Here is a 21,088-nt window from a genome sequence, read left to right as displayed (position 1 = left end):
TTGATGTACATTCGTTAATTCAGCAACACCATAATTACTCTATTGGACTCCGTCTTTTGGATAAATCATCTAATATTCGCGTATATTGCTTCTCCAAGGAATAAAAGCAAAGCAAAACGGCCATAATTATATACAATACAAGCGGAACATAGATACCCATAACTATAATTATAGAATTTGCTGACTCCGTTTGCACAGCTGCTCCTTCTTGAAAATGTCCCCAGGCTAGAAGCCAGCCGATAAGCGCAGTTCCAAGGGCCGTACCTACCTTATTGCCCAGAGAATTAATACTATTGGTTAATCCAACGATCCGTTGACCATGCTTCCATTCTCCATATTCAATCGTACTGGTTATAAGCGGCATCATGACGACCATCAAGGGAATCATGGCGAACGATTGCAACGCAGATCCAATGACACCAATCGTAATGCTGTGTGGATCAATGATACGAACTACGCTACCTACAATACCTACAATTAATCCGACGACAGCTGTATTCCGTTGACCCCAACGTTTAATAATAGGGACGGAAATGGCAAACACAAAAAGATTTAGGAGAAGCGTTATTGCACCCAGGATTCCCACTAAATTCACATTACCCCAGATGTATTTGGCATAGTACATACCAGATGAGCTAGCCATGCCAAATGAGATATTAGTGAAGAATCCTACCAAAAAAGTGACCAGCCAATATTTGTTTGAAAAAAGTAATTTTGCACCTGTCAGTAGAGAAAGGGTCTTCTTGATCTCCCCTTCTTCCTTTAATTGTTCCGTGTTATATTTTTCCCTCGTAGATTTATAGGCAATAAAAATTCCGACAGATGAAATTAATGCTATTACCGAAGCTAAAAAGATCCATTCTTTTTGCCCTCCACCTAACATATTAACTACAGGAATAAAGGCAATTGTGACAACACCACCCGAAACAAATGAGGCGACGGCCCGAAATAAGCCCATTATAGAGCGATCCTCATTGCTTCTCGTTGTTAATGCCATTAAACTTGCATAAGGGATTGAAGTCGGAGTAATCACACAAATATAGAATAATAGATTCGTTATAACGATGTATGCTATTTTCCCGCCGTCGCTTATATTAGGTACAATGAACACCAGTACAGTCAATACGAACATCGGAATGGTCATCCATAATAGCCAAGGACGTGCTTGACCATGCTTGGAGCGAGTTCTGTCCACGATGTAACCCATACCGATATCGGCTGCGGAGTCAATGACCTTGGTTAATAACAGTATTGTCCCGATAAGACCTGCCGAAACACCTACAACTTCCGTGTAAAAGAACATCAATAATGACATCAACATCGTCACAGCATTTAATGAAAATTGTCCTAAAGCATCTCCAATCAACTGTCTGGTTGTTAGCTCTCGTTCCATTTGTTATTCAGCCTTTCTGCTTAGATGCCTGGTTTATTGTAAAAGCCTTGAGATCAAGAGAGTTCAAAATCGGCTTGTTTCACGTCACGGGAATTCGATCCGATATAAACCTTGAAATCCCCTGGTTCAGCTGCAAGCTCCTTGTCCACGTTCCAATACGCCAAATCTGCTTCAGTAATATGGAAGTGAATTTCTTGTGTTTCCCCTGCTGCTAAGGTCACCTTCTTAAACCCCTTGAGTTCTTTTACAGGACGAACCACGCTACCGTATACATCCTGAATGTACATCTGGACGATTTCCTCACCTGATACCGCTCCAGTATTTGTGACCTTAACACTGGCGACAATCGTCTCCAAAGTAGTCATCTGCTTTTGGGATAAGCGAATCTCAGAATACTCAAATGTTGTATAGCTTAGACCATAGCCAAAAGGGTAAAGAGGTTCATTGGAACCATCAATATATCTTGAAAAAAACTTGTCACTTTTATTTTTTTCTGTGACAGGTCTTCCTGTACTAAAATGGTTGTAGTACATCGGGACTTGCCCTAAATGAGTTGGAAAGCTCATCGTCAATTTGCCGGATGGATTGTATTTCCCAAAGAGTACATCGGCGATTGCATGCCCGGCTTGAGAACCCAGGAACCAAGTTTCGACAATGGCATCCATATGACGCTCGAACCAATCCAGCACAAGGGGACGCCCGTTAGTCAACACAAGTACGGTGGGCTTACCTATCCGCACAATAGCCTCTGCCAGCTCTTGCTGCACCTTCGGCAATGATATGTCCATGCGAGACGCGGCTTCACCGGACATTTCACTACTCTCGCCAAGTGCAAGGATAACGATGTCTGCTTGTTCTGCGGCTGTAATGGCCCGCTCCAATCCTCCATCCATCGCTTCTTCTACATAGCATCCTGCTTCAATCAGCAGATTAGACCCGGAGATTCCTTGTTGTTCGATTCCTTGACGAAGTGTAACAGTCTCTTCTGTGTAGCGTGAATACTGCCACGGTCCAAGCAGGTCTGAAGTATCACCGAAAGGACCAATTATGGCTACCTTCTGATCTGTGCTTGCAATCGGGAGAACATCGTTATTTTTTAACAATACGATGGATTGCTCTGCCAAACGCCGACTTTCTTCCAAATGCTTCGCACTAAAGTGATATTCCTGTTCCTTCTCTGGACGAATGTAGCCAAACGGGTTATCCATAATTCCAATCTTATACTTCAAGGTCAGGATACGTCGTACCGCCTCATTCAATTGTTCTTCTAAAACGACATTCTGTTCAATTAAATCCGCCAACTGGTCATAAGAACGAGTTACCATCTCAATATCCAATGAAGCATCAAGAGCTTTCTTCGCCGCTTCTTTACTGTCCTTAGCGTTACCATGTGCGACAATCTCGTCAATGGCACCATAGTCGGAAAGTAATACGCCTTCAAAACCAAGCTCTTTGCGAAGCAGATCATTAAGGAGGTAGCGGTTTCCAGCTACGGGAACGCCTTGATAAATATTAAAGGAATTCATCACTGATCCGGCTCCGGCTTCTATCCCTGCTTGGAACGGAGGTAAATAGACGTTACGCAAGGTTCCTTCCGAAATGTCTACCGTATTGTAATCCCGTCCTGCCTCAGCAGCTCCGTAAGCGATGAAATGCTTTAAACAAGCGATAATTGTGTCTGGATCAGATAAATCGTTCCCTTGATAGCCTTCAACTTGTGCTTGTGCAATCAATTTCCCCAGGTAAGGGTCCTCCCCTGCGCCTTCTACGACCCGACCCCATCGTGGGTCTCTCGTAACGTCCACCATAGGACCGTGATTGTAGTTAATACCACTGGCACTAGCTTCTTTGGCACTGATGGCACAGGCTCCTCTTATAGCTTCCATATTCCAACTGCAAGACCAGGCAAGTGGCACTGGAAAGATAGTCTGAAACCCGTGTATTACATCAAAGTTAAAAAACAATGGTATCCCATTCGGGGATTGCTCTACGGCGATTTTTTGCAGATCAAACGCACGACTGCTTCCCAGAGCTCCAAGCACAGAGCCAACTCGACCATCTGTAATCAATTTTTCCGGTGGATCGGATTCAATCTCAGACCCCAAGGAAATATTGGAGGCCATACATTGGCTCATCTGACCGATTTTTTCAGTGACAGACATTTTGCCAAGAAGCTCCTCTACAGCCTGACGTATCTCGGCATCATTCCGTTGCTTCACACCCTGCTTACGATAAGTAGCCAACTCGGCAATTAGATCGTCCGCAAGGGAGGGACCCGGTCCTTTAGCTCCTTTTATGGAGAATGCCTCCTGATAGGGAAGTTTGATTTTGCCGTAGAACTCCTGATCTTCGAAGGTAAGTTCAAATTCAATGGGTTCATCAGGTACAAGAGGGGAAGTACCATTAGCTGTTAGAACGTTTTCTTTGACTGTAATTGTATTAATTTCAATCGGCAGTGGAACAGGCTCCACTACTACAGATAATTTATAGGTCGGCTGCTTCTCAATAATAAACTGCATTTTCAATTTTGCTTCTGGTGTTTTGAGTAAAAAATGCCAAGTACCAATCATGTCAATCATCCTTTTTTTACGAATTAGCTTTTAATCAAGCCGAGTGTTGTACCTTAACGAAATACACAGCTTTGTGTAAGCGTTATCAAAATATACATAAATTAAACGGAACATCTCGCCACATCTCACTAAAACACAATTCAGGTTTGCCAGAGAATTATAAATATTCCCCTTCCACCTCTAGCCATGTAAATCATAATATAATCTTATTTTAGTAGTATGGAGTTGTTGCCTCTACTGTTTCGCCGACTTTGGAGTTGCACATTACCGACCACATCTTCTCCTTTGCCAATTATAAAACCGGTCCAATTATCTTGACCGGTTTTATACATCAGCTATAGACTTTTTCGCTCATTTCAGCTAGTTGTTTTGCTCAGCACAAAGATGAAGTTTTAAGCTTTCTTTAATTTTCACACATTATTGGCTATTCATTTAATGGCTTGGCTTATTCCGAGGTTTGATGATACAAATGACGAAATTCATTGGGATTTAAATTCGTATGTTTTTTGAACATTCGCGAGAAATGGGAAAAATTAGAGTAACCGATATGGGATGCAACGACGCTTATAGGCATATCGGTCTTTGTGAGAAGCTTTTGAGCAAGACTCATCCGTTCTTGAAACATATATTCCGATACGGACATTCCAGTTTCCTTTTTAAAAACTCGGGTCAAATAATCAGGATTTAGAAAAACATGATTGGCAATCTCTTCACGGAGAGATCCTCTGAGATATGAAGCTTGATGAATTGAATTACTTTTTGCACCACGCTCTGGCTCTGCTCAAGAGAACGTACATATTCCTTTGCCATATTTACTATATGTTTCAACCATTCAAGCAAATTGGTCACGGAGCGGGATGCATTTGTAGCTAACTCCTGAGAGTGGGAATCTACAAAAAGTTGATGCGCTTGGATTCCTTTTGAATGAAGGACAAAATGCAACATCTGTTGAAAATCCAAATATAATCGATTCAAAAGATCAGCATTTAAACTTTCCTTCTCGAATCCGTTTATATACTGCAATGCTTCAATCAGCACTTCATCAAACGCGCCCTCCATTAACATAACCGACCACAGATCTATATTGGCAGACTTATAAATGGAGGGATGGGCTTGAGGGCTTGAGAGCAAGAAAACTTTATTGTTGTATGCAACATTGTTTTTTTCCATTTCATTGAGTTTATTTACCATTTCTAACATCTCATGACCATAAACTTTATCTCCAACATAACAGGAAATATCACAATAAAAATATTGCCTGCATTCCTCAATATAATGCTGGCCTGCTTCTTCCACATCCAATAAATGATTTGGCTTGGCTTCCGCTGATAATATGGCAAGCATCCTTCTGTTATTCAACTCAATGATCAAACCATCATGGCTAGGTCCAAGCAGGATTTCTTCCGCAGAATTTCTGAGTCCATACTCCAGTATTTTTTCCTCTCGCTGACTTAAAGGCTTGTGCCATCTTTGAATGCTTATAAGAATCGGTATAAGAAGCTTCTCTTCAATATAAGGAATATTTCGATCTGTCGCAGCGCTTCTTACGGATTTCGAATTTGATGGAACTGTTTGATTCAGTATATCCTGCCAGAAACGTTCGATTAGCATCGGTTGATGCTGAAACCAAACTCGTCCGAACTGGCTGTATTGAGCAATTTCTGACTCCTTATTGATCTTACTTTTCGCTTTTTCTATCACTTTTTCAAGCTCCTCAAAAGGCACTGGCTTTAGAATATAATCTAGACTTCCTAACTGAAGGGCTTGCTTAGCGTATTTAAAATCGGCATGACAAGTCAGGAAAATCGTTTCTGTTTTCGGATATCGTTCTCTTACCCACTCTGTCAACTCAAGTCCTGATGCCTGTGGCATTTCAATATCACAGAGCATAATATCAATGTGCTCTCTCTCAAACAGTTCCTTTGCTTGTTTGACGGTATAAGCAGTGAAGACAGCTGTAATTCCTAATTTATCCCAATCAATGCCTGAACGAATTCCTTCTACTGCATGGATTTCATCATCCACAATTAATATTTGATACATAAGTCACTTGACCCACTTTCTAACCTTCCTCCTCATAAGGAAGCTTGATTTCCACTACTGCTCCGTTCGGGTATCCGTTATAACACGATATTGAAGCTTCCTCACCGTATAAAAGTAACAATCTCTTCTTAACATTCCAGATCCCGATATGTTCTCCTTTCTCGTCTATCACTCGATTTCCCGAGCGAATCTCAGCTAATACATCATTTGAAAATCCTTTCCCTGTATCGCGAATAATGATTTCGACATAAGGACTTAAACCCGTTTCCTTTAAGTCCAGACTTACAGATAAATGCAAAGGTTCCTCTAATGTAACACTATGTTTAATCGAATTTTCAAGAAAGGTTTGAATCAACAACGGAGGGATCTGTAAACTTTTCAAAAAGTCTGGACAATCTATTCTACATGTCAACTGATCAGGAAATCGCATTTCCTGAATCCGAATGTAATTTATCACATGCTGTAATTCTTCCTGCAAAGTAACAAAGGAAAGGTTGCTGCGAAACATGAAACGGAAATAATTAACTAAACACAAAGTCATTTCTTGAATAAGCTCATAATTCCTCACTTGTGCCAGGTTAAACAATATGTTTAATGAATTCATAAAAAAATGAGGATTAACCTGAAGTTGAAGGTGCTGCAGCTCCGCCTTCTGCTTGCTCAATTGTTCTTCATAGACATTGATTTTCAATTCCTCTATTTGCGATATCATTTTATCAAAGGTTTGATTTACCATGACAAACTCATCTGCAGCATTGTAGTCATCTATTCTAACATTAACATGCCCTTTATTAATTTTGTTCATGACTGAAACCAAACGTTTAAGTGGCACTAATAATTCACGATGCAGAAATAATAAACTAAGTGGTAATAAAGCTATGGATGCAAATGATATCCATTCTATCAATTGAGTTATCTTTGGCAAGTTTTGCAGAATCTGCTCATTTGGAATAATGGCGACCAGACTAAATTTACCCACCTGAGAAGGTTTACCCACAACCAACCAATTATTCTTGCTTCCGGTTAAATAATATTGTTGAAATCCTCTTGAAAGGTCAACCTGATTATTCTGAAGGAAATTGGCATTAACCAAAGGGTTCCCTTGAGAATCAACGAGCAGTGCATGACCATCAGCTCCTAAATTAATCAAATTCATAGGACCTAGGAGGGTCTGCGCATTTACCCAAGTTCCTATATAGAGGTTACCTGATTTTATGGTACGAAGAATATAGTTCGTGTTCCCAATTTTTTTAACATACCAATCATGAGATGCCTGCTCAGATGAATTTGCAAGCTGATTTAAATGCTGAACGAGATTTTTTTCAACCTGCATTCTTTCTGAGTAGGCAACAGAAGACTGGAAGACATCAAGCAAATCTTGGCGATCATGATTAAATACAAAAAAAGCATCAATTGATTTATTAAAAAGAATATTGTTTGATAAATACAATGAAACATTGTATTTCGCAAGCTGATACTCATCTTCAGAGTTAGGCATACCCATGGACTGAATATCATAATTGGTTGTAGCCAGACCGAGTATATTTTTCTCCACAACTTCCAATCGAGTGTCAATCTCCCCCATATACAAAGAAATCAAGTTTTTATTGGAAATTGCCACTTGGTTATGCACAACATTTATACTGTAATGATGGTTGTATATAAGCAGTGCTAGAAGTGGTACTGTAACGACAAATAATCCTACAACCAGCTTTAAACGAATAGAGTTCCAAGAAATATGTGGGAATCGTACGCCCATATGAAGTCCTCCTGTAATGTGAAAAACGCCAGTCAATTCTATTTATTATAGTTATTATTTTTTTTATATGACGGAATGTCAAGCCAAGTGCGACAGTTCTTCTGAAAAAGATTCGTGAGCAGTCTTCCATCCCAAACATTTTCGTGGTCTGTGGTTGATGTACAATCCGTCACATAAAAAAAACCAGAGGCACATCGCTTGCTGCGATGTGCCTCTGCTGAAGCCTTACAACCGACATAAATCCACTCAAGTGTGAAACATGCGACATCTATTTTATTTTGTTGCTATCTCGAATCAGAGCGTAAGACCGCCGTCGGCCACTATGATGGACCCCGTCATATAACTTGAGCCATCCGAGGCCATGAAAGCAACCAGTTCAGCCAGTTCTTCAGGCTCTGCATAACGCCCAATCCGCATATTCGGGAATTCTTCTGGTACATAACCGCTTTCTTGCAGTGATTGAGGAACAGCCGCTGTTAAGGTTGTAGCCACTCCCCCAGGACAGATGGCATTTATGCGAATTCCTTTTCTCACATACTCGATTGCAGCTGCTTTTGTTAAACCTGCAACTCCGTGCTTGCTTGCAGTGTAGGCAGCCAAACTGTGCTCGGCACGTATTGCAGTCGTAGATGCGGTATTGATGATATGACCGTAGCCTTGTTTCTCCATCACTTGCAGGGCATACTTCATTCCAAAGAATATCCCTTTCAGATTAACACCAATCACCCGCGAAAATTCTTCTTCTGAGATTTCATGAAAGGGTTGGAATTTTTGCAAAATACCAGCATTGTTAAATGCCACATCAATTTTTCCATAAGTTTCAATTGCTTTCTGTATATAGTTCTGAACATCCTCACTTCGGGATACGTCAGCTTGAACAAAAACGGCCTCCCCACCATTTTTACGAACAAGCTCCAGCGTTTCTTCTCCTGTAGCAGTATTGAAGTCAACCAGCACCAGCTTGGCCTTTCTTGATGCCATCAGCACTGCGCTTGCCCGGCCAATTCCGCTTCCTGCACCTGTGATGGTGATGACTTTACCCTCAAGCGTAGCATCGTTTTTTCTGGAAGAAGGAGCAGCGTGGGTTTGTGGAGTTTCTTCTGCTACAAACACAATTGGAGCCAAATCATTCTTAATTGCTTCTAGTGTAGAAAGGGGAATGTTCACTTGAGGAAGGGCCACCAGCTGATCCAAAGTGAAATTGGAAGCCATCTTAAATGTTGGTTCTTTTACAAATTCAGGCAAATGTTTTTGCAGTACAGCAAACGCTTCCTCATGGTTTAATAAATTACCAATTTTAATATTTTCATTGTATGCCATTGGGCTCATCCTCCAGTAAAGTTAATATGTTTTTTTAAATGATATTATAGCTATCATCATGATAGTAATGATATCATTTTGAGAATGTGGGTGCAACTATACCCAAAGTTATGGCCACGCAGAACACTTCCATATTGAAGAGATACTTAGATTGGAAAAGCTTCGTATCTTGCTGCAGGTCCAACTTTGCTTCGTGAGCCAGGTAAAAGTTAATCTGTGTGCTTCGCTATGTTTAACAAGCATGTTCATTGACAAGCAAGAGGCATCTTTGCTAGCATAATTGAAGCTGAATCCTGTAAGGAGGTCTTCCTCATTCAACCTAGTCAAAGACTTGAACATGAGCGCAGCAATCTGAGATTAACGCGACGCAGAAATATTATTGAAGCAGCCCAGATCGTTTTTACCAATAAAGGGTTTGAACAAGCTACGATGCAGGAAATCGCCAAGGAGGCGAGTTTGGGCGTAGCTACCATCTTCCGTTATTTCCCTAAAAAGGAGCAATTGATTGTGTCCGTAGCTTCCAGGATTGTCCAATCCGAATTTGAGGTGTTATCGGAAATTGTTAGGGGCAAAGGCAACTGTTACGACAAGCTGGACAGAATTTTCGGTGTGCTCATCTTTTTTCAGAACACAGAGCATCAACGAAACTCTAAACTTATTGAAGCATTTGAATGTTACGTTGCGATGTCAAAAGAACCTCTGGAAGATATAGAAATCTATCAGGCACAATACAACAAACTGATCGCGCTTTTCAGCGAGCTTGCCTTACTTGGAGAGCAAGACGGCTCCGTAAGGACGGACCATATGACTACCGATACCATCATTACCATGATGAACGTTTTTGGGAATTTTTCCAAGAAAATGGCTATGCTGAATGGCATTGCGGCATTTCATACCCAGGTAGAAGAGGCAAAACAGTTCAAGATCCTGAAGAAATTGTTCCTGGACCAATTAAGAGCGTAAACATCGCCTTTGGGCTTTAGATTGGCTTCAGGATATCGCGGATTCCCAGATTATGAGGACCGATGTGAGCACATATTGAACAGGACAAGTGTACTTTCTCCTTTTGAGTTCATTTTTGTGCGACCGAGCTGCTGATCGGCCTCATTTGTCTGATGGTGTATTGATCGCTCCAGGTCCTTCCCAACTCATGCGAAAAAGGCCAGCCAGTATTCATACTAGCTAACCTCATGAAGTAAAATTAAATTTTTTCCTCACGCCTATTAAGAGAGCATAGTAGTTCCGCCATCAACGCCAATGGTTTGTCCTGTAACAAACTGTGCATCGTCAGATACCAAGAACATGACTACAGGAGCAATATCTTTTTTGGGATCACCTAATCGTTTAATCGGTTGAGGTGCCACTGCTGCGGCATATTCATCAGGGAAAGCCTCTTTCCACATCTTGGATGCCTCAGTTAAATGCACCTGGACAGATCACATTACACGTTATTCCAAATGCCCCTAGTTCAGTGGCACATACACGTGTCAATCCACGAATAGCTTCTTTTTGAGAACCATAAGCAGCAAAAGTCTCCATACCTTTAACGCCGGTTGCACTCGCAGTATTTACGATCCTGCCATATTTTTGTTTCTTCATGTAGGGACTATGTATTTTGTACAGAAGAAAGTGCCTAGCGCCCCAGTAGTCCAACACAATTTCATTAGTTCAACAGTAGTATCTTCAACCAATGTCGGTAATGCACTTTTATCTGTTGCTTGAGCGTTATTGATTAATATATCAATTGTCCCATACTTTGAGACGGTTTCTTCAACCATAGACTTAACGCTTTTTTCATCCGCTACATTCGTTTTGATAAAAGTTACATCATAAAAAGCTATAGTGAAAAAATGATAGTCAAAGAATGGATAGTAAATGCTTTGCTGAATTTGATGAAGAACGCTTCGGATCAAGAAATAACGATTACCCAGATCACAATAAAAGCAGGTTTCTCCAGAACGACATATTATAGATAGCTTTATAATAAGGATGACATATTGGAAAGCTATACGGAATATTCGACAGAGGAATTTGCCTCGCTATTAAGACTGCACAAGAAGACTGATAGTAAGCAGTATTTCAACGTTTGTAAACATTTATTACAATAAATACTATGCAGATGCTATTTTTAATATCTTGATCAATTGGTTGCAAAGCGGTGCAATAGAATCCAGCCATGAGATGGGAGAAATATTGGAGAGGGTATTAAACAATAATGCAATCGAACCAACCATTTCTTCATTCGGTGTCTACTCAAACCTTCCACGTGTTCATATGGTCATGCTGGGAGCTGACAAATCTCTCCAGCATGACTTTGCAGTAGCATCTTTGCTTTGTGCTACCAATGCTTTTACTCCAATTTCCATTGCTCCTTTTCTCGCCTAAATCGCCCGTGCAATTTCGTTTGCCTCGGCTACGGCATTCAGCGCTCTGCGAGCTTGAACCGCATCTCCGATAACATGACATGGAATGTGATGCTCTCTGCAAAACGCATTTATATTCTCAAAATTTCGTGATTTGGCACCAATAGCAACCACAACCGAATCACATGGATATTCTTGAAGCTGTCCCTTGCTTTCAATTACAACTGCGTTGTCCTTAATTTCCACACATTTGGCATCCGTTAAGGTTTTCACTCCAGAAGCATAAAGATTTTCCATGACGCATATCGAACGCAGCTGCCCCAAATCCTTGGCTACTTGATCCATCATTTCTACCACTGTTATTTCGGAGGCTTGATCGTGTAAATATTCAGCCACCTCTAAGCCCACCAGGCCGCCCCCGACAACGACAACCTTGCCGGAAATCGTCAGCTTGCCAGCAAGAACATCATGAGAGTTTGTTACCAATGGCAAGTGGCTGCCGGGAACTTTCAATTCCATCGGAGTAGAACCAACGGCAATGATCACTTCGTCGGGCTGAAGCTCCGCAATAAGAGAAGCGGTAACAGGCGTTCCAAGCTTCACATCTACACCTTCTCTGATGGCCTGCTCCCCCATAGCCAAAGCTGCTGTCTTCATCTCTTCTTTTCTCGGTGCTTCGCCGGCAAGTGCAAACTGTCCGCCTAACGCGTCAGAAGCTTCGCATACTATCGGATGATGGCCTCTGCGCTTCAAAATTATAGCTGCCTCAAGACCTGCTATCCCGCCGCCCGCAACCAAAACTTTTTTGGGGTACTCGGTAGTCGTTAACTTGTATTCGATTTCTCTGCCCAGTGCCGGATTTCTCAAGCAAGTGATAAATGGTATTTCCGTTGAGACAAATCCGTCATAGCAACCTTGATTGCATCCGACACACCGGACAATACCCTCTGCTTTTCCCGCTTGTGCCTTATTGCAGAATTCAGGATCGGCAAGCTGAGCACGCCCAATTACAACCATATCCGCCTTATCACTTGAAAGAATCTCATCCGCCTGAGCAGGATCATTAATTCGGCCTACAGCTACAGTAATCATGCCAGTATCCTTCCTGATTCTGGCCGCATTATCGACGTTGAAGCCTCTGGGCAGATCGATGGGAGGAACCTCGTAAATAATGCCCGAAGAGGAAAAGTTGCCTCTGGATACATCCAATATGTCTACTCCGGCTTGCTTGGGCCAGCTTGCAAAATTGGATAACCTCTTCAATGGTCAGGCCGTCTTCCAAATAATCGTCATGCGCGTCAATTCGCATGAACAGCGGCATGTCAGCGGGCATATTCTGACGAATAGCCTCAATGCATTCAATCAGGAACCTTGCCCGATGATCCAAATCCCCACCGTATTCATCCGTTCTCCGATTAAAATGGGAGCTGAGAAAGGAATGAGGAGTGTAATTATGACCAGCGTGAAATTCGATGGTGTCGAAGCCAGCTTCTACTGCCCTTTTGGAAGCTTCTCCAAATGCTTTGACCACTTCTTGAATAGTCTCTAGGCTTGCTCCGGGGATGGTGTGCTCTGTTCCCGGCACCAGTATGGGACTTGGAATGATGATCATTTGCTCAGGATCGCTTCCGACAGCCAGGCCTCCGAGCCAGAGTTGAGCTCCTGCCTTCCCCCCCCCGCTTCGTGAATCGCATCCGTAAGTTTCTTCAAACCAGGAATGTATTTGTCCTCCGAAATCGCAAGATATTTCTTCGGGGAAGCAAGCTTGTAGACAGAGCATACTTCTGTAATATTTAAACCGCAGCCACCTTCAACCCTTGCTACATGATAATCAATCAACTGCTGCGTTACAAAACGGTCCTCGCTTGCCATCTTTGTTCCCATTGCCGGAAACATAACCCGATTCTTTAGTTCCAACCCTTTAATTTTGATAGGACTAAAAAGAGTGTCGTATACCATATAAATTCTCCTCCTCGATACTACTAAAACCTTTAGTTTGTGATGTTTTTCACAACTTTGTTTATAAACATACCAACTTGTAATTCACAATTTAAATATAAGCTGAACAGATAATTAAATCAATGCGTTTAGAACATTTTGTTTGAATTTTTTTCATAAAAAATAGACTATCCCAGCATAGTCTATTGGTCTCACGCTTCCTGCACTCCTTAAGTTGATATCAGAGTCCTGATCAGCAGCTTGAGATATGTCATTCTATCCTTTCTTTCGACTAATAGCGTTCCTCCCAAGTCCTCATTGCCATCATACTCAGTCGGATAATTAATAGAAGCGGTAAAAATTAAGTATTTATAATTCAAGTATGTTTCATCACCCAGAATAAGCTGGCGAATTAGCTCTTTCAACCGTTTCTCTATTTCCGCAGATATGTCGATAATTTTTCTTGAGACCTCGTCGATGTCGGCACGCTTTTTTGAATCTCTCAAAATTACCATATTTCCTGGGAATCTCAACGAATATTCCATGATTTCATTGGCCGTCAACACCAACATTTCTTCTACCTTATAATTCTTGTTGTTCAATATAGCTAAAACGGTCAAGGTGTTCTCAATGTAAAACTCCTTGACCAACCTCAGCATTTCTTCTTTTGACCGAAAATAATAGTTAATCGCACTGACGTTTACATTAGCTTCCTTAGCTATAGTCCTAATGGGTATATCGCAGGTTTTGTTAATTCCCATTAGGTATAGAGCCCGATCGAGAATCCGTTCTTCTATGCTCTTAAGCTTTCTCATTTGCCACCTCTGTAAATTGTTAATCTTTAACGTATTATATCAAATCAGCTAATATTAACAATGGAACAACAAAATTAAAGCGAAGTATTAATGATGCTATCCAAAAACATTTCCTCTCCGTTTCAAACAAAAAAGCTGCTGATTGATCAGCAGTTTAAGATATTCATTTTTTGCAGCATCTTCTTCTCTACAATTCATATTTGAAGTAAGCTTTCAGCATGAAGCTGTGTGCAAATGTCGCTAGATTTTCGAATGCTACATCTTTTAAACCGAATTCAGTCGCCTTTTCTTCTCTCACGGTCCAATAGCGGTCGACAGTTAAATTAACGTAAATATATTTTAAGTAAACTTTGGGAGATTCATGAGATAAGTAGAGTAAGATTATCCTCATATGAAGGTTGTTCAAAGTATGTAAAAGTTCTTTCATTTTCTGGTGTTTTTGGAGTAGCAAAGGACTACCTTTAACTGCATCTAACCCAGATGTTCGATATTGCGGTGACGGCGATATCGTCATCACCGCACTGCTCCCCGGCTGAGGCAAAGAATGCAGTCCGCGAAGATCCGACGATTATTTCGCGGAATAGCCGCCGTCGATTGGCAGTTCCACGCCTGTAATGTAGGAAAACTCGTCCGACGCCAAGAATAGGACGCCGTTGGCGATATCCTCCGGCTTACCCAAACGTGGAAGCGGCGTCTGCGATAGGAACCATTGATTCATATTCTCGTCCTTGAACAAATCGACCATCATCGGCTTTTCAATATATCCGGGATGGATGGAGTTTTTAGTATACTCGTCAACATTTTGTATTGCAAATCCGTTCCGTGTATCTTTGCAAATGATATTAATTCACTATAATAGAAAAAGTATCTACTAGACATCGTAGTTAAGAGCTGTATCGAAGCGGAATCAACCTGTAAAACGTGTTCAATATGAATGTAAATAGTTGTTATACCTTTATCATTTGTCTTTGTAGTAATAGATCGTACGCCCCATCAGCTAGAGTTTATTTCAAATTAACTTTAAAGAACTCAAGACCAGCAGCCATAACCTCTTCTCTCTTATGGAAATTATAATTGCGGATGTTTGAACTGGGCATGCACGGGCAGATTCTTACGCCTTTCAACACTGCAAAGCAATAGCTCTTACTCACTTTTAATGAGATTGCTCCGTGGTCGTCTTTTGAGTTCCACTAATTTTCCAATGATACGAAAACACCCGATACGGTTGTGAACCGATCGGGTGTTATGTGTCTTGGTAGAAAAATGCTACTCAACGAGTTCTGTCGTGAGATAATTTTAATTTGAATGATAACGGTAACTAAAGTCTAAACAGTCTCATTTCCCCAAATGCTTACTAGATCATTGATTTGAAGCGATACGACCCTTAGGTCTCCGTCAATGGTATAGAGCTCTAGCCCTCTACTTTCCGAATCAGGGAAAATCATGTCTGAAATGATTGTTTTTCCATGATTTCCGAAGACCTCGACACTTGACCAATCCACATAAATGCTCAACTGTATCCGTTCATGCTCTGGCTTCATAGGGGCCTTGTGTATCGCTGTGAAATCGGAATGAAAATCAATGGCGCTCGACTTCGTCCGATCGACGGACAACTCCCCATTCGAGATATTATATCCGATGATCGTCTCCTGATTGGAAGACTTCCGCACTTTGAACCCGAATTCCACGGCCGTACTGATTTCAAATTCTGCAATAATTTCTGCCTTTGCAGCAGAAATATCAGACAACACGTTCATACCTGGCTTAATCGTCAAGTCTTGCAGAGACAAAATCGGTTCTCTTAGCTGACTTAATTCACTTATGGGTGCTTGGATTAAGTGAAGTCCTTCCGGACAAGTCCTAAGCTGTAGCTCACGGGGAATTGACATCTTGCCACGCCATTCCTCTGAAGGTAGCGTGGTAGCATAACGCCAATTGTTCATCCAGCCGACCCAAATCTTTCGTCCGTCCTCGTTTGGAATGCCATTCCAGGTCACGGCCGCGTAAAAGTCTGATCCGTAGTCTACCCATTTAATAGCATCGAAAGTTTCCAGCGCTTCATCCAGAGTAAATGTCTTACCGTCAAAGTTGCCAATGAAATACATCATGCCAGAACCCCCTGCCGGTGGTTCCGGATCGTCTGGATTCACACCATTTCTATCCCCCACACTTAGCATTAGTATCCACTTCGTGGTATTCTCATCCCCATCTACTCGGATTCGAAATACATCAGGACATTCAAATATCCCTCGGTGTATACACGGAATGTCGGAACCGAACTCGCTTGCAAACGACCATTCTTTGAGGTTTGGAGATGTGTAAAATTCTACACGTTCTCTTACGGCAAGAACCATGATCCACATTGACGATTCATCATGCCAAAACACCTTCGGGTCACGAAAGTCTAGCGTTTCCGTTGGGAATAAAACCGGGTTACCTTCATATTTTATCCAGGTTCGACCTTTGTCCTTGCTGTAAGCAATGCTTTGCACCTGCGGCTTGCCGGGCTGAGCCTTGTTGCCCTCATTCGTATAAATGGCAATCAAGCCTGATCCTTCCTCGTCGAAAAATCCGCTGGTATTGTTCTTATCCACCACCGCACTTCCCGAGAAGATCGCTCCGTCCTCTCCAGGCGGAATTGCCGGTGGGAGTTCTTCCCAATTCACCAGATCCTTGCTTACCGCATGTCCCCAATGCATGCGACCAAAGTCAGGACGCGTATCATGGGGCGTATGCTGGTAGAACAGGTGGTACTCTCCCTCATAGTAAACCAAGCCGTTGGGATCGTTCATCCAATTTTTCTCCGGTGAATAATGAAATTGAGGCCTGTATGTCTCCTTATAATTACTGTTTCGTGATCCTTTTCTGCTGCTACTGTCGTCCGTTAGGTGCATGTCTTTAATGGTATCCACTCTCCTATTGATTGTTGATAAGGTGTTAACAGCCCCAACCACCTTTTATATGTTTCAGCCTTGATCTTTAAGATATCTGTCATAGCCTTTCTGTTTGATTTCCAGCCATTTGTCCAGTCCCAGTCTGGAAAGCTCGGCTTTATAATCCGCCCATTCTTCTTCCACTTTGCCTGTTTTGATCCATTCCGCCCGTTTGCGGTTAACGTAGGCAAATAAGTCTGTTTCCAAGGTAGAGATCTGCTTCTGATCCTCCAGCGAGAAGAAGACTTTCGGGAAATTGTGGTCAGCCTTCATATAAGGAACAAGTCTTTCTTTCATGAGCTTGAGCCGCCCTACTGCATCATCGGGCTTGGTCGTTACTTTTCCGTAATACTCGTCAAGAATTGCCAATGGACCACCGATATTCGTTTTTTGCCGCAGCTCGACAGGAGCCGTTCCCTTAAGCGGAAGATGCTTCAGCATATGACTCGCTTCATCGTATTCAAAAATGTTCTGCTGAGTTTTGTCGCCGTAGGTGCCCCAGTTGTCCTGTACGGACTGGATAGGATCATACAGTTGGTCAATCCATTTTGCCGTAAGCTCAAGATTTTTGTTGTCACTGGTAATCACCATTCTCCCCCGGTCAAAGCCGAGATTGTTCGTGCGGGTCACATTGACTTTACCGCTTGGCCCCGCGAGCGGATTCATCAATTCATATTTATCGTTGTCTCCTGAAATATTCGCCTTATCCCATTGAAAGTAGAGACCGTATTTTTCATTCTGGCCTTTGGCCAGATACGTATTGTAATCCTGCTCGAATGACTCTTCGTCGATCAGGTTCAGCTTATACAGCTCATTAAGATATTTGATCCCCTCTTTATAACCGTCCTGATCGGCAGTGAAGACCACTTTCCCCTCATTGGTCACTACAGTATGATCACCATTGTCCCCAAGACCGAATGATCCGAACAGAAAATTCAGGTCCTCATTGCCGTTATTGAGTATAAAAGACAGCGGGATTTCATCCGCTTGGCCATTTCCGTTAGGGTCGCCATTTTTAAATGCGAGCAGCACATTTTTTAAATCCTCAGTAGTTTTCGGCATTTTAAGACCCAGTTTTTTCAGCCACTCCACATTGATCCATGGCATGTCGTTTACAGAATGAATGCTCTCCTTCCCGGCCCCCAGCTCCTCAATCCAGGGAAAAGCATAAATATGCCCGTCCTGTGCGGTTATCATGGATTTGTACTCAGGTGCTTCCTTCAATACCTTTTGCAGATTTGGCATATATTTTTGAATCAAATCCTCCAGAGGGATAATGGTTTCATCCTGTCCGAGGTTCAACAAATCATAGTCGGAATATCCGGCATCCAGTATGGCATCTGGAAGATCTCCACTGGCAACAGCCAGGTTTCTTTTTTCAATGAAGGAATCAGAGGTGAAGTTGGTAAAATCGATATGCACACCTGTTTTTTCTTCCAGCCTTTTATAAATCAGCTTTTCATTTGGATCGGAAGGTGCCAGTGGCGAGCTTTGAGTCATAAAATGCAAGGTAACTTTCTCTTTAAGCGGCAGAGTGACATTTTCCAGCTTGTAATCTTCGGATGCCGCAGAATTATTGCCTGAACCGCCACATCCGGCAAGCAGTGAAGTGGAAAGTACCAGCACAGACAAGGTTAGTAATGTTTTGTTCATCTCTATTCCCCCGGTTTGTTATTTGATCGAACCTACCATGACACCTTTTTCAAAATACTTCTGGAAGAATGGATACATGACAATCAAAGGCAAACTTGATATGACAATGGCAGAGTATTTAATCATTTCGGACAATTTCTTAAGCTCCGCTTGCGCCAGCGCATCGGCAATCATACCGGGCTGAACCTGATTCTGTATCAAAATGGAGCGCAACACCAGTTGAAGCGGAAACAGCTTCGGATCATCCAGATAAATCATGGCGTCGAAATAAGAATTCCATTGTCCGACAAAAGCGTATAAAGCTAGAACAAAAATAATAGGCTTCGACAACGGCAGGACGATTTTAAAGAAAATACTGAGCTCGGAAGCTCCGTCTATGCTCGCCGCCTGAAACAGCTCTTTGGGAAGCCCTTGGAAATAAGTCTTTGCCAGAATAATATTGAATACGCTGATCGAGCCGGGCAGAATAATGGCCCACACCGTATTTAACATGCCTAAATCCTTAATCACCAGATAGGTTGGAATCAGACCGCCACCGAAAAACATCGTTATCAGGAAAAAGATCATAATGGACCGTTTCCCTGCCAGCCCTTCAATCGCAAGCGGGTAAGCCGCGAAGACGGAAAACAATACGGTTGCGAACGCAAAGGCTGCTGAATAAAAAATGGCATTAAAAAAACCGCGGATCATGGCACCGTTGCTTAGGATTTTGGCATATCCCGTGAGTGTCCAGTCGGATGATGTAATGGCAAACCCTTTGCTAATCAGGGTATTGGGAGTCAAAAAGGACGAAAGCACCACATAAACCAGCGGTAACAGAATAGCGAGAACAAACAAACCAAGCAGAATATAATTGATGATGATCAGAATCCGGTCCTTCCCGGTGTAATGAATATCCATAAATACCTCCTTCTTTAATACAGCCCTTCCCCTTCGTTCAGCTTCTTGACGACGGTATTTACGAAAATCAGCAGGACCACATTAATCACGGAATTGAATAACCCGATTGCCGTAGAATAAGCATAATCGCCAGATTGCAACCCCACCTTGTATACATAAGTCGCGATGATTTCCGAGGTTGGCGTGTTCAGAGCCGTCTGCATCAGGTAAGCCTTTTCATAGCCGATCGACATGATGCCTCCTGCAGCGAGAATGAATAGGACGGCCATGACGGGTTTGAGAGCTGGCAGATCAATGTGGAAGATTCTCTTCATCAAAGAAGCGCCATCAATTGTTGCAGCGTCATGTAGCTGCGGGTCCACGTTAGCTAAGGTGGCCACATAAATGATAGAGGACCAGCCCGCTGTTTGCCATATACCGGACAATATATATACCGTTCGGAAATAGGCGGGATCAGTCATAAAAGAAATCGGCTTGCCGGTGAAGGTTGTTACCAAAGCGTTCACTATTCCAGTCGGCGATAGAAAAACAAACAGCATACCGGCAACAACAACAACCGAGATGAAGTTAGGTGCGTAAACAATAAGCTGAATATTCTTCTTGAGCTTCGCTCCTCTGATCAGATTTAGCATTAAGGCCAGAATGATGGGTACTGGGAAACCGAGAATAAGACCGTAAGCGCTTAATTTAAGCGTATTCATTAAAATGTCATAAAAATTTGGTGATGAAAGAAACCGCTGAAAATGTTCAAATCCAACCCATTCGCTGCCCATGATGCCTTTTCTTGGACTGAAATTTTTAAACGCAATGATCGAGCCGTACATGGGAACATACTTGAAAATGACGGTAAGAACTATGGACGGAAGCAGAAACAAATACAATATATAATTTCGAACCATGTAACTTAGCCAATGGTTTCTTTTTTTGTTTCTGAAGCCTTAACTCCCCTTTTTTGAGCGATCGAGTTTGCCAATCTTTTCCCCCTACTGTTCACGGCTTGTTATTAAAGACAGTTCTAAGCCATGTTACGTCATCTCTCTGACATAATTACGCAAGATGTTTTGCAAATGCCTTACTGGTAATTCACCCACCTCCAACATGACTAGAAATTTACACTTCCCCAAGATGAATGGGTTTACATTTTACATTTGAACATTTTTTCTATTACAATTTAACAGGTGCACATTGAATAAGTCAATACATTTCGGCAACTAAATTCATTAAAAACACATGATTCAAGAGGAATATAATATTTTTAGCACCAATTCCCTTAAAAATGCATCAAATAAACATACAAATGTAAACTTATTTTGTTCATTTGAATAATTTCATTGTTAAAAGCATGAAAATACTATATATTTAGAAATATGAAGAATCTTAATTCGGGAGAATAAGGTGGAA

At 41.9% G+C, this 21,088-nt stretch carries 15 protein-coding genes and 3 pseudogenes; 1 reads left to right on the top strand and 17 read right to left on the bottom strand.

The features are described 5' to 3' along the window. Positions 1–34: 34 nt before the first annotated feature. The 6 genes and pseudogenes from QMK20_RS13005 to QMK20_RS12980 all read right to left on the bottom strand — a co-directional run. Positions 35–1,393 (bottom strand): MFS transporter, encoded by a 1,359-nt coding sequence (locus tag QMK20_RS13005; RefSeq protein WP_283656046.1) that lies wholly within the window; start codon positions 1,391–1,393, stop codon positions 35–37. Positions 1,394–1,446: 53 nt separating this feature from the next. Next, positions 1,447–3,963, bottom strand: a complete 2,517-nt coding sequence (locus QMK20_RS13000; RefSeq protein WP_283656045.1) for a glycoside hydrolase family 3 N-terminal domain-containing protein — start codon at positions 3,961–3,963, stop codon at positions 1,447–1,449. Positions 3,964–4,408: 445 nt separating this feature from the next. After that, positions 4,409–4,636, bottom strand: coding sequence for a helix-turn-helix transcriptional regulator (locus QMK20_RS12995; RefSeq protein WP_283656044.1), 228 nt, complete (start codon positions 4,634–4,636; stop codon positions 4,409–4,411). Positions 4,637–4,647: 11 nt separating this feature from the next. Beyond that, the gene (locus tag QMK20_RS12990; RefSeq protein ID WP_283656043.1) at positions 4,648–6,006 is read right to left on the bottom strand and encodes a response regulator; all 1,359 of its coding nucleotides are present in this window, start codon (positions 6,004–6,006) and stop codon (positions 4,648–4,650) included. A gap of 19 nt (positions 6,007–6,025) precedes the next feature. Next, complete coding sequence (locus QMK20_RS12985; RefSeq protein WP_283656042.1) at positions 6,026–7,765, bottom strand: sensor histidine kinase; 1,740 nt, start codon at positions 7,763–7,765, stop codon at positions 6,026–6,028. Between the two features lie 294 nt (positions 7,766–8,059). After that, positions 8,060–8,803, bottom strand: a pseudogene (locus QMK20_RS12980) (SDR family NAD(P)-dependent oxidoreductase); the annotation flags it as partial. A 546-nt stretch (positions 8,804–9,349) separates the two neighbouring features. On the opposite strand from QMK20_RS12980, the gene QMK20_RS12975 reads away from it, so the two are divergent. Next, positions 9,350–10,048, top strand: coding sequence for a TetR/AcrR family transcriptional regulator (locus QMK20_RS12975; protein ID WP_349362259.1), 699 nt, complete (start codon positions 9,350–9,352; stop codon positions 10,046–10,048). Positions 10,049–10,308: 260 nt separating this feature from the next. Here the strand turns inward: QMK20_RS12975 and QMK20_RS12970 are convergent, their stop codons facing one another. From QMK20_RS12970 to QMK20_RS12920, 11 genes and pseudogenes are all read right to left on the bottom strand, one after another. Further along, entirely contained in the window at positions 10,309–10,512 is a 204-nt protein-coding gene (locus QMK20_RS12970; protein WP_283656041.1) for an SDR family oxidoreductase, read from the bottom strand. Continuing rightward, positions 10,499–10,863, bottom strand: a pseudogene (locus QMK20_RS27680) (SDR family NAD(P)-dependent oxidoreductase). The gene QMK20_RS12970 and the pseudogene QMK20_RS27680 overlap by 14 nt, the downstream one beginning before the upstream one ends. 603 nt (positions 10,864–11,466) lie before the next feature. Continuing rightward, positions 11,467–12,657 carry an FAD-dependent oxidoreductase gene (locus QMK20_RS12960; RefSeq protein ID WP_283656039.1) on the bottom strand — a complete coding sequence of 397 codons (1,191 nt, stop codon included), beginning with the start codon at positions 12,655–12,657 and terminating at the stop codon, positions 11,467–11,469. Further along, positions 12,569–13,087, bottom strand: coding sequence for an oxidoreductase (locus QMK20_RS12955; protein ID WP_283656264.1), 519 nt, complete (start codon positions 13,085–13,087; stop codon positions 12,569–12,571). Before QMK20_RS12955 ends, QMK20_RS12960 begins: the two co-directional genes overlap by 89 nt. Continuing rightward, positions 13,057–13,407: an oxidoreductase gene (locus tag QMK20_RS12950; RefSeq protein WP_283656038.1), complete on the bottom strand. Its 351-nt coding sequence runs from the start codon at positions 13,405–13,407 to the stop codon at positions 13,057–13,059. The genes QMK20_RS12955 and QMK20_RS12950 overlap by 31 nt, the downstream gene beginning before the upstream one ends. 209 nt (positions 13,408–13,616) lie before the next feature. Beyond that, entirely contained in the window at positions 13,617–14,201 is a 585-nt protein-coding gene (locus QMK20_RS12945; RefSeq protein ID WP_283656037.1) for a TetR/AcrR family transcriptional regulator, read from the bottom strand. A 568-nt stretch (positions 14,202–14,769) separates the two neighbouring features. Beyond that, positions 14,770–14,982: pseudogene (locus tag QMK20_RS12940) on the bottom strand (SDR family NAD(P)-dependent oxidoreductase); the annotation flags it as partial. A gap of 544 nt (positions 14,983–15,526) precedes the next feature. After that, positions 15,527–17,095, bottom strand: coding sequence for a glycoside hydrolase family 32 protein (locus QMK20_RS12935; protein WP_283656263.1), 1,569 nt, complete (start codon positions 17,093–17,095; stop codon positions 15,527–15,529). A 72-nt stretch (positions 17,096–17,167) separates the two neighbouring features. Further along, positions 17,168–18,787, bottom strand: coding sequence for an ABC transporter substrate-binding protein (locus tag QMK20_RS12930; protein WP_283656036.1), 1,620 nt, complete (start codon positions 18,785–18,787; stop codon positions 17,168–17,170). A gap of 18 nt (positions 18,788–18,805) precedes the next feature. After that, positions 18,806–19,687, bottom strand: coding sequence for a carbohydrate ABC transporter permease (locus QMK20_RS12925; protein ID WP_283656035.1), 882 nt, complete (start codon positions 19,685–19,687; stop codon positions 18,806–18,808). Positions 19,688–19,701: 14 nt separating this feature from the next. Further along, positions 19,702–20,586, bottom strand: a complete 885-nt coding sequence (locus QMK20_RS12920; protein ID WP_283656034.1) for an ABC transporter permease — start codon at positions 20,584–20,586, stop codon at positions 19,702–19,704. Positions 20,587–21,088: the final 502 nt, after the last annotated feature.

The organism is Paenibacillus sp. RC334 (genome assembly GCF_030034735.1).
In the GTDB taxonomy this organism is placed as follows: Bacteria; Bacillota; Bacilli; order Paenibacillales; family Paenibacillaceae; genus Paenibacillus; species Paenibacillus terrae_A.
The sequence above is the reverse complement of the archived record's forward strand: the minus strand, read 5'-3'. Positions and strand labels throughout refer to the sequence as shown.

Bases quoted from the DNA above. Each gene is read 5' to 3' on its own strand.
- QMK20_RS12990 (WP_283656043.1), bottom strand. From the start codon at position 6,006: ATGTATCAAATATTAATTGTGGATGATGAAATCCATGCAGTAGAAGGA.
- QMK20_RS12950 (WP_283656038.1), bottom strand. From the start codon at position 13,407: ATGGTATACGACACTCTTTTTAGTCCTATCAAAATTAAAGGGTTGGAA.
- QMK20_RS13005 (WP_283656046.1), bottom strand. From the start codon at position 1,393: ATGGAACGAGAGCTAACAACCAGACAGTTGATTGGAGATGCTTTAGGA.
- QMK20_RS12930 (WP_283656036.1), bottom strand. From the start codon at position 18,787: ATGAACAAAACATTACTAACCTTGTCTGTGCTGGTACTTTCCACTTCA.
- QMK20_RS12945 (WP_283656037.1), bottom strand. From the start codon at position 14,201: ATGAGAAAGCTTAAGAGCATAGAAGAACGGATTCTCGATCGGGCTCTA.
- QMK20_RS13000 (WP_283656045.1), bottom strand. From the start codon at position 3,963: ATGATTGGTACTTGGCATTTTTTACTCAAAACACCAGAAGCAAAATTG.
- QMK20_RS12925 (WP_283656035.1), bottom strand. From the start codon at position 19,687: ATGGATATTCATTACACCGGGAAGGACCGGATTCTGATCATCATCAAT.
- QMK20_RS12985 (WP_283656042.1), bottom strand. From the start codon at position 7,765: ATGGGCGTACGATTCCCACATATTTCTTGGAACTCTATTCGTTTAAAG.
- QMK20_RS12920 (WP_283656034.1), bottom strand. From the start codon at position 20,586: ATGGTTCGAAATTATATATTGTATTTGTTTCTGCTTCCGTCCATAGTT.
- QMK20_RS12935 (WP_283656263.1), bottom strand. From the start codon at position 17,095: ATGCACCTAACGGACGACAGTAGCAGCAGAAAAGGATCACGAAACAGT.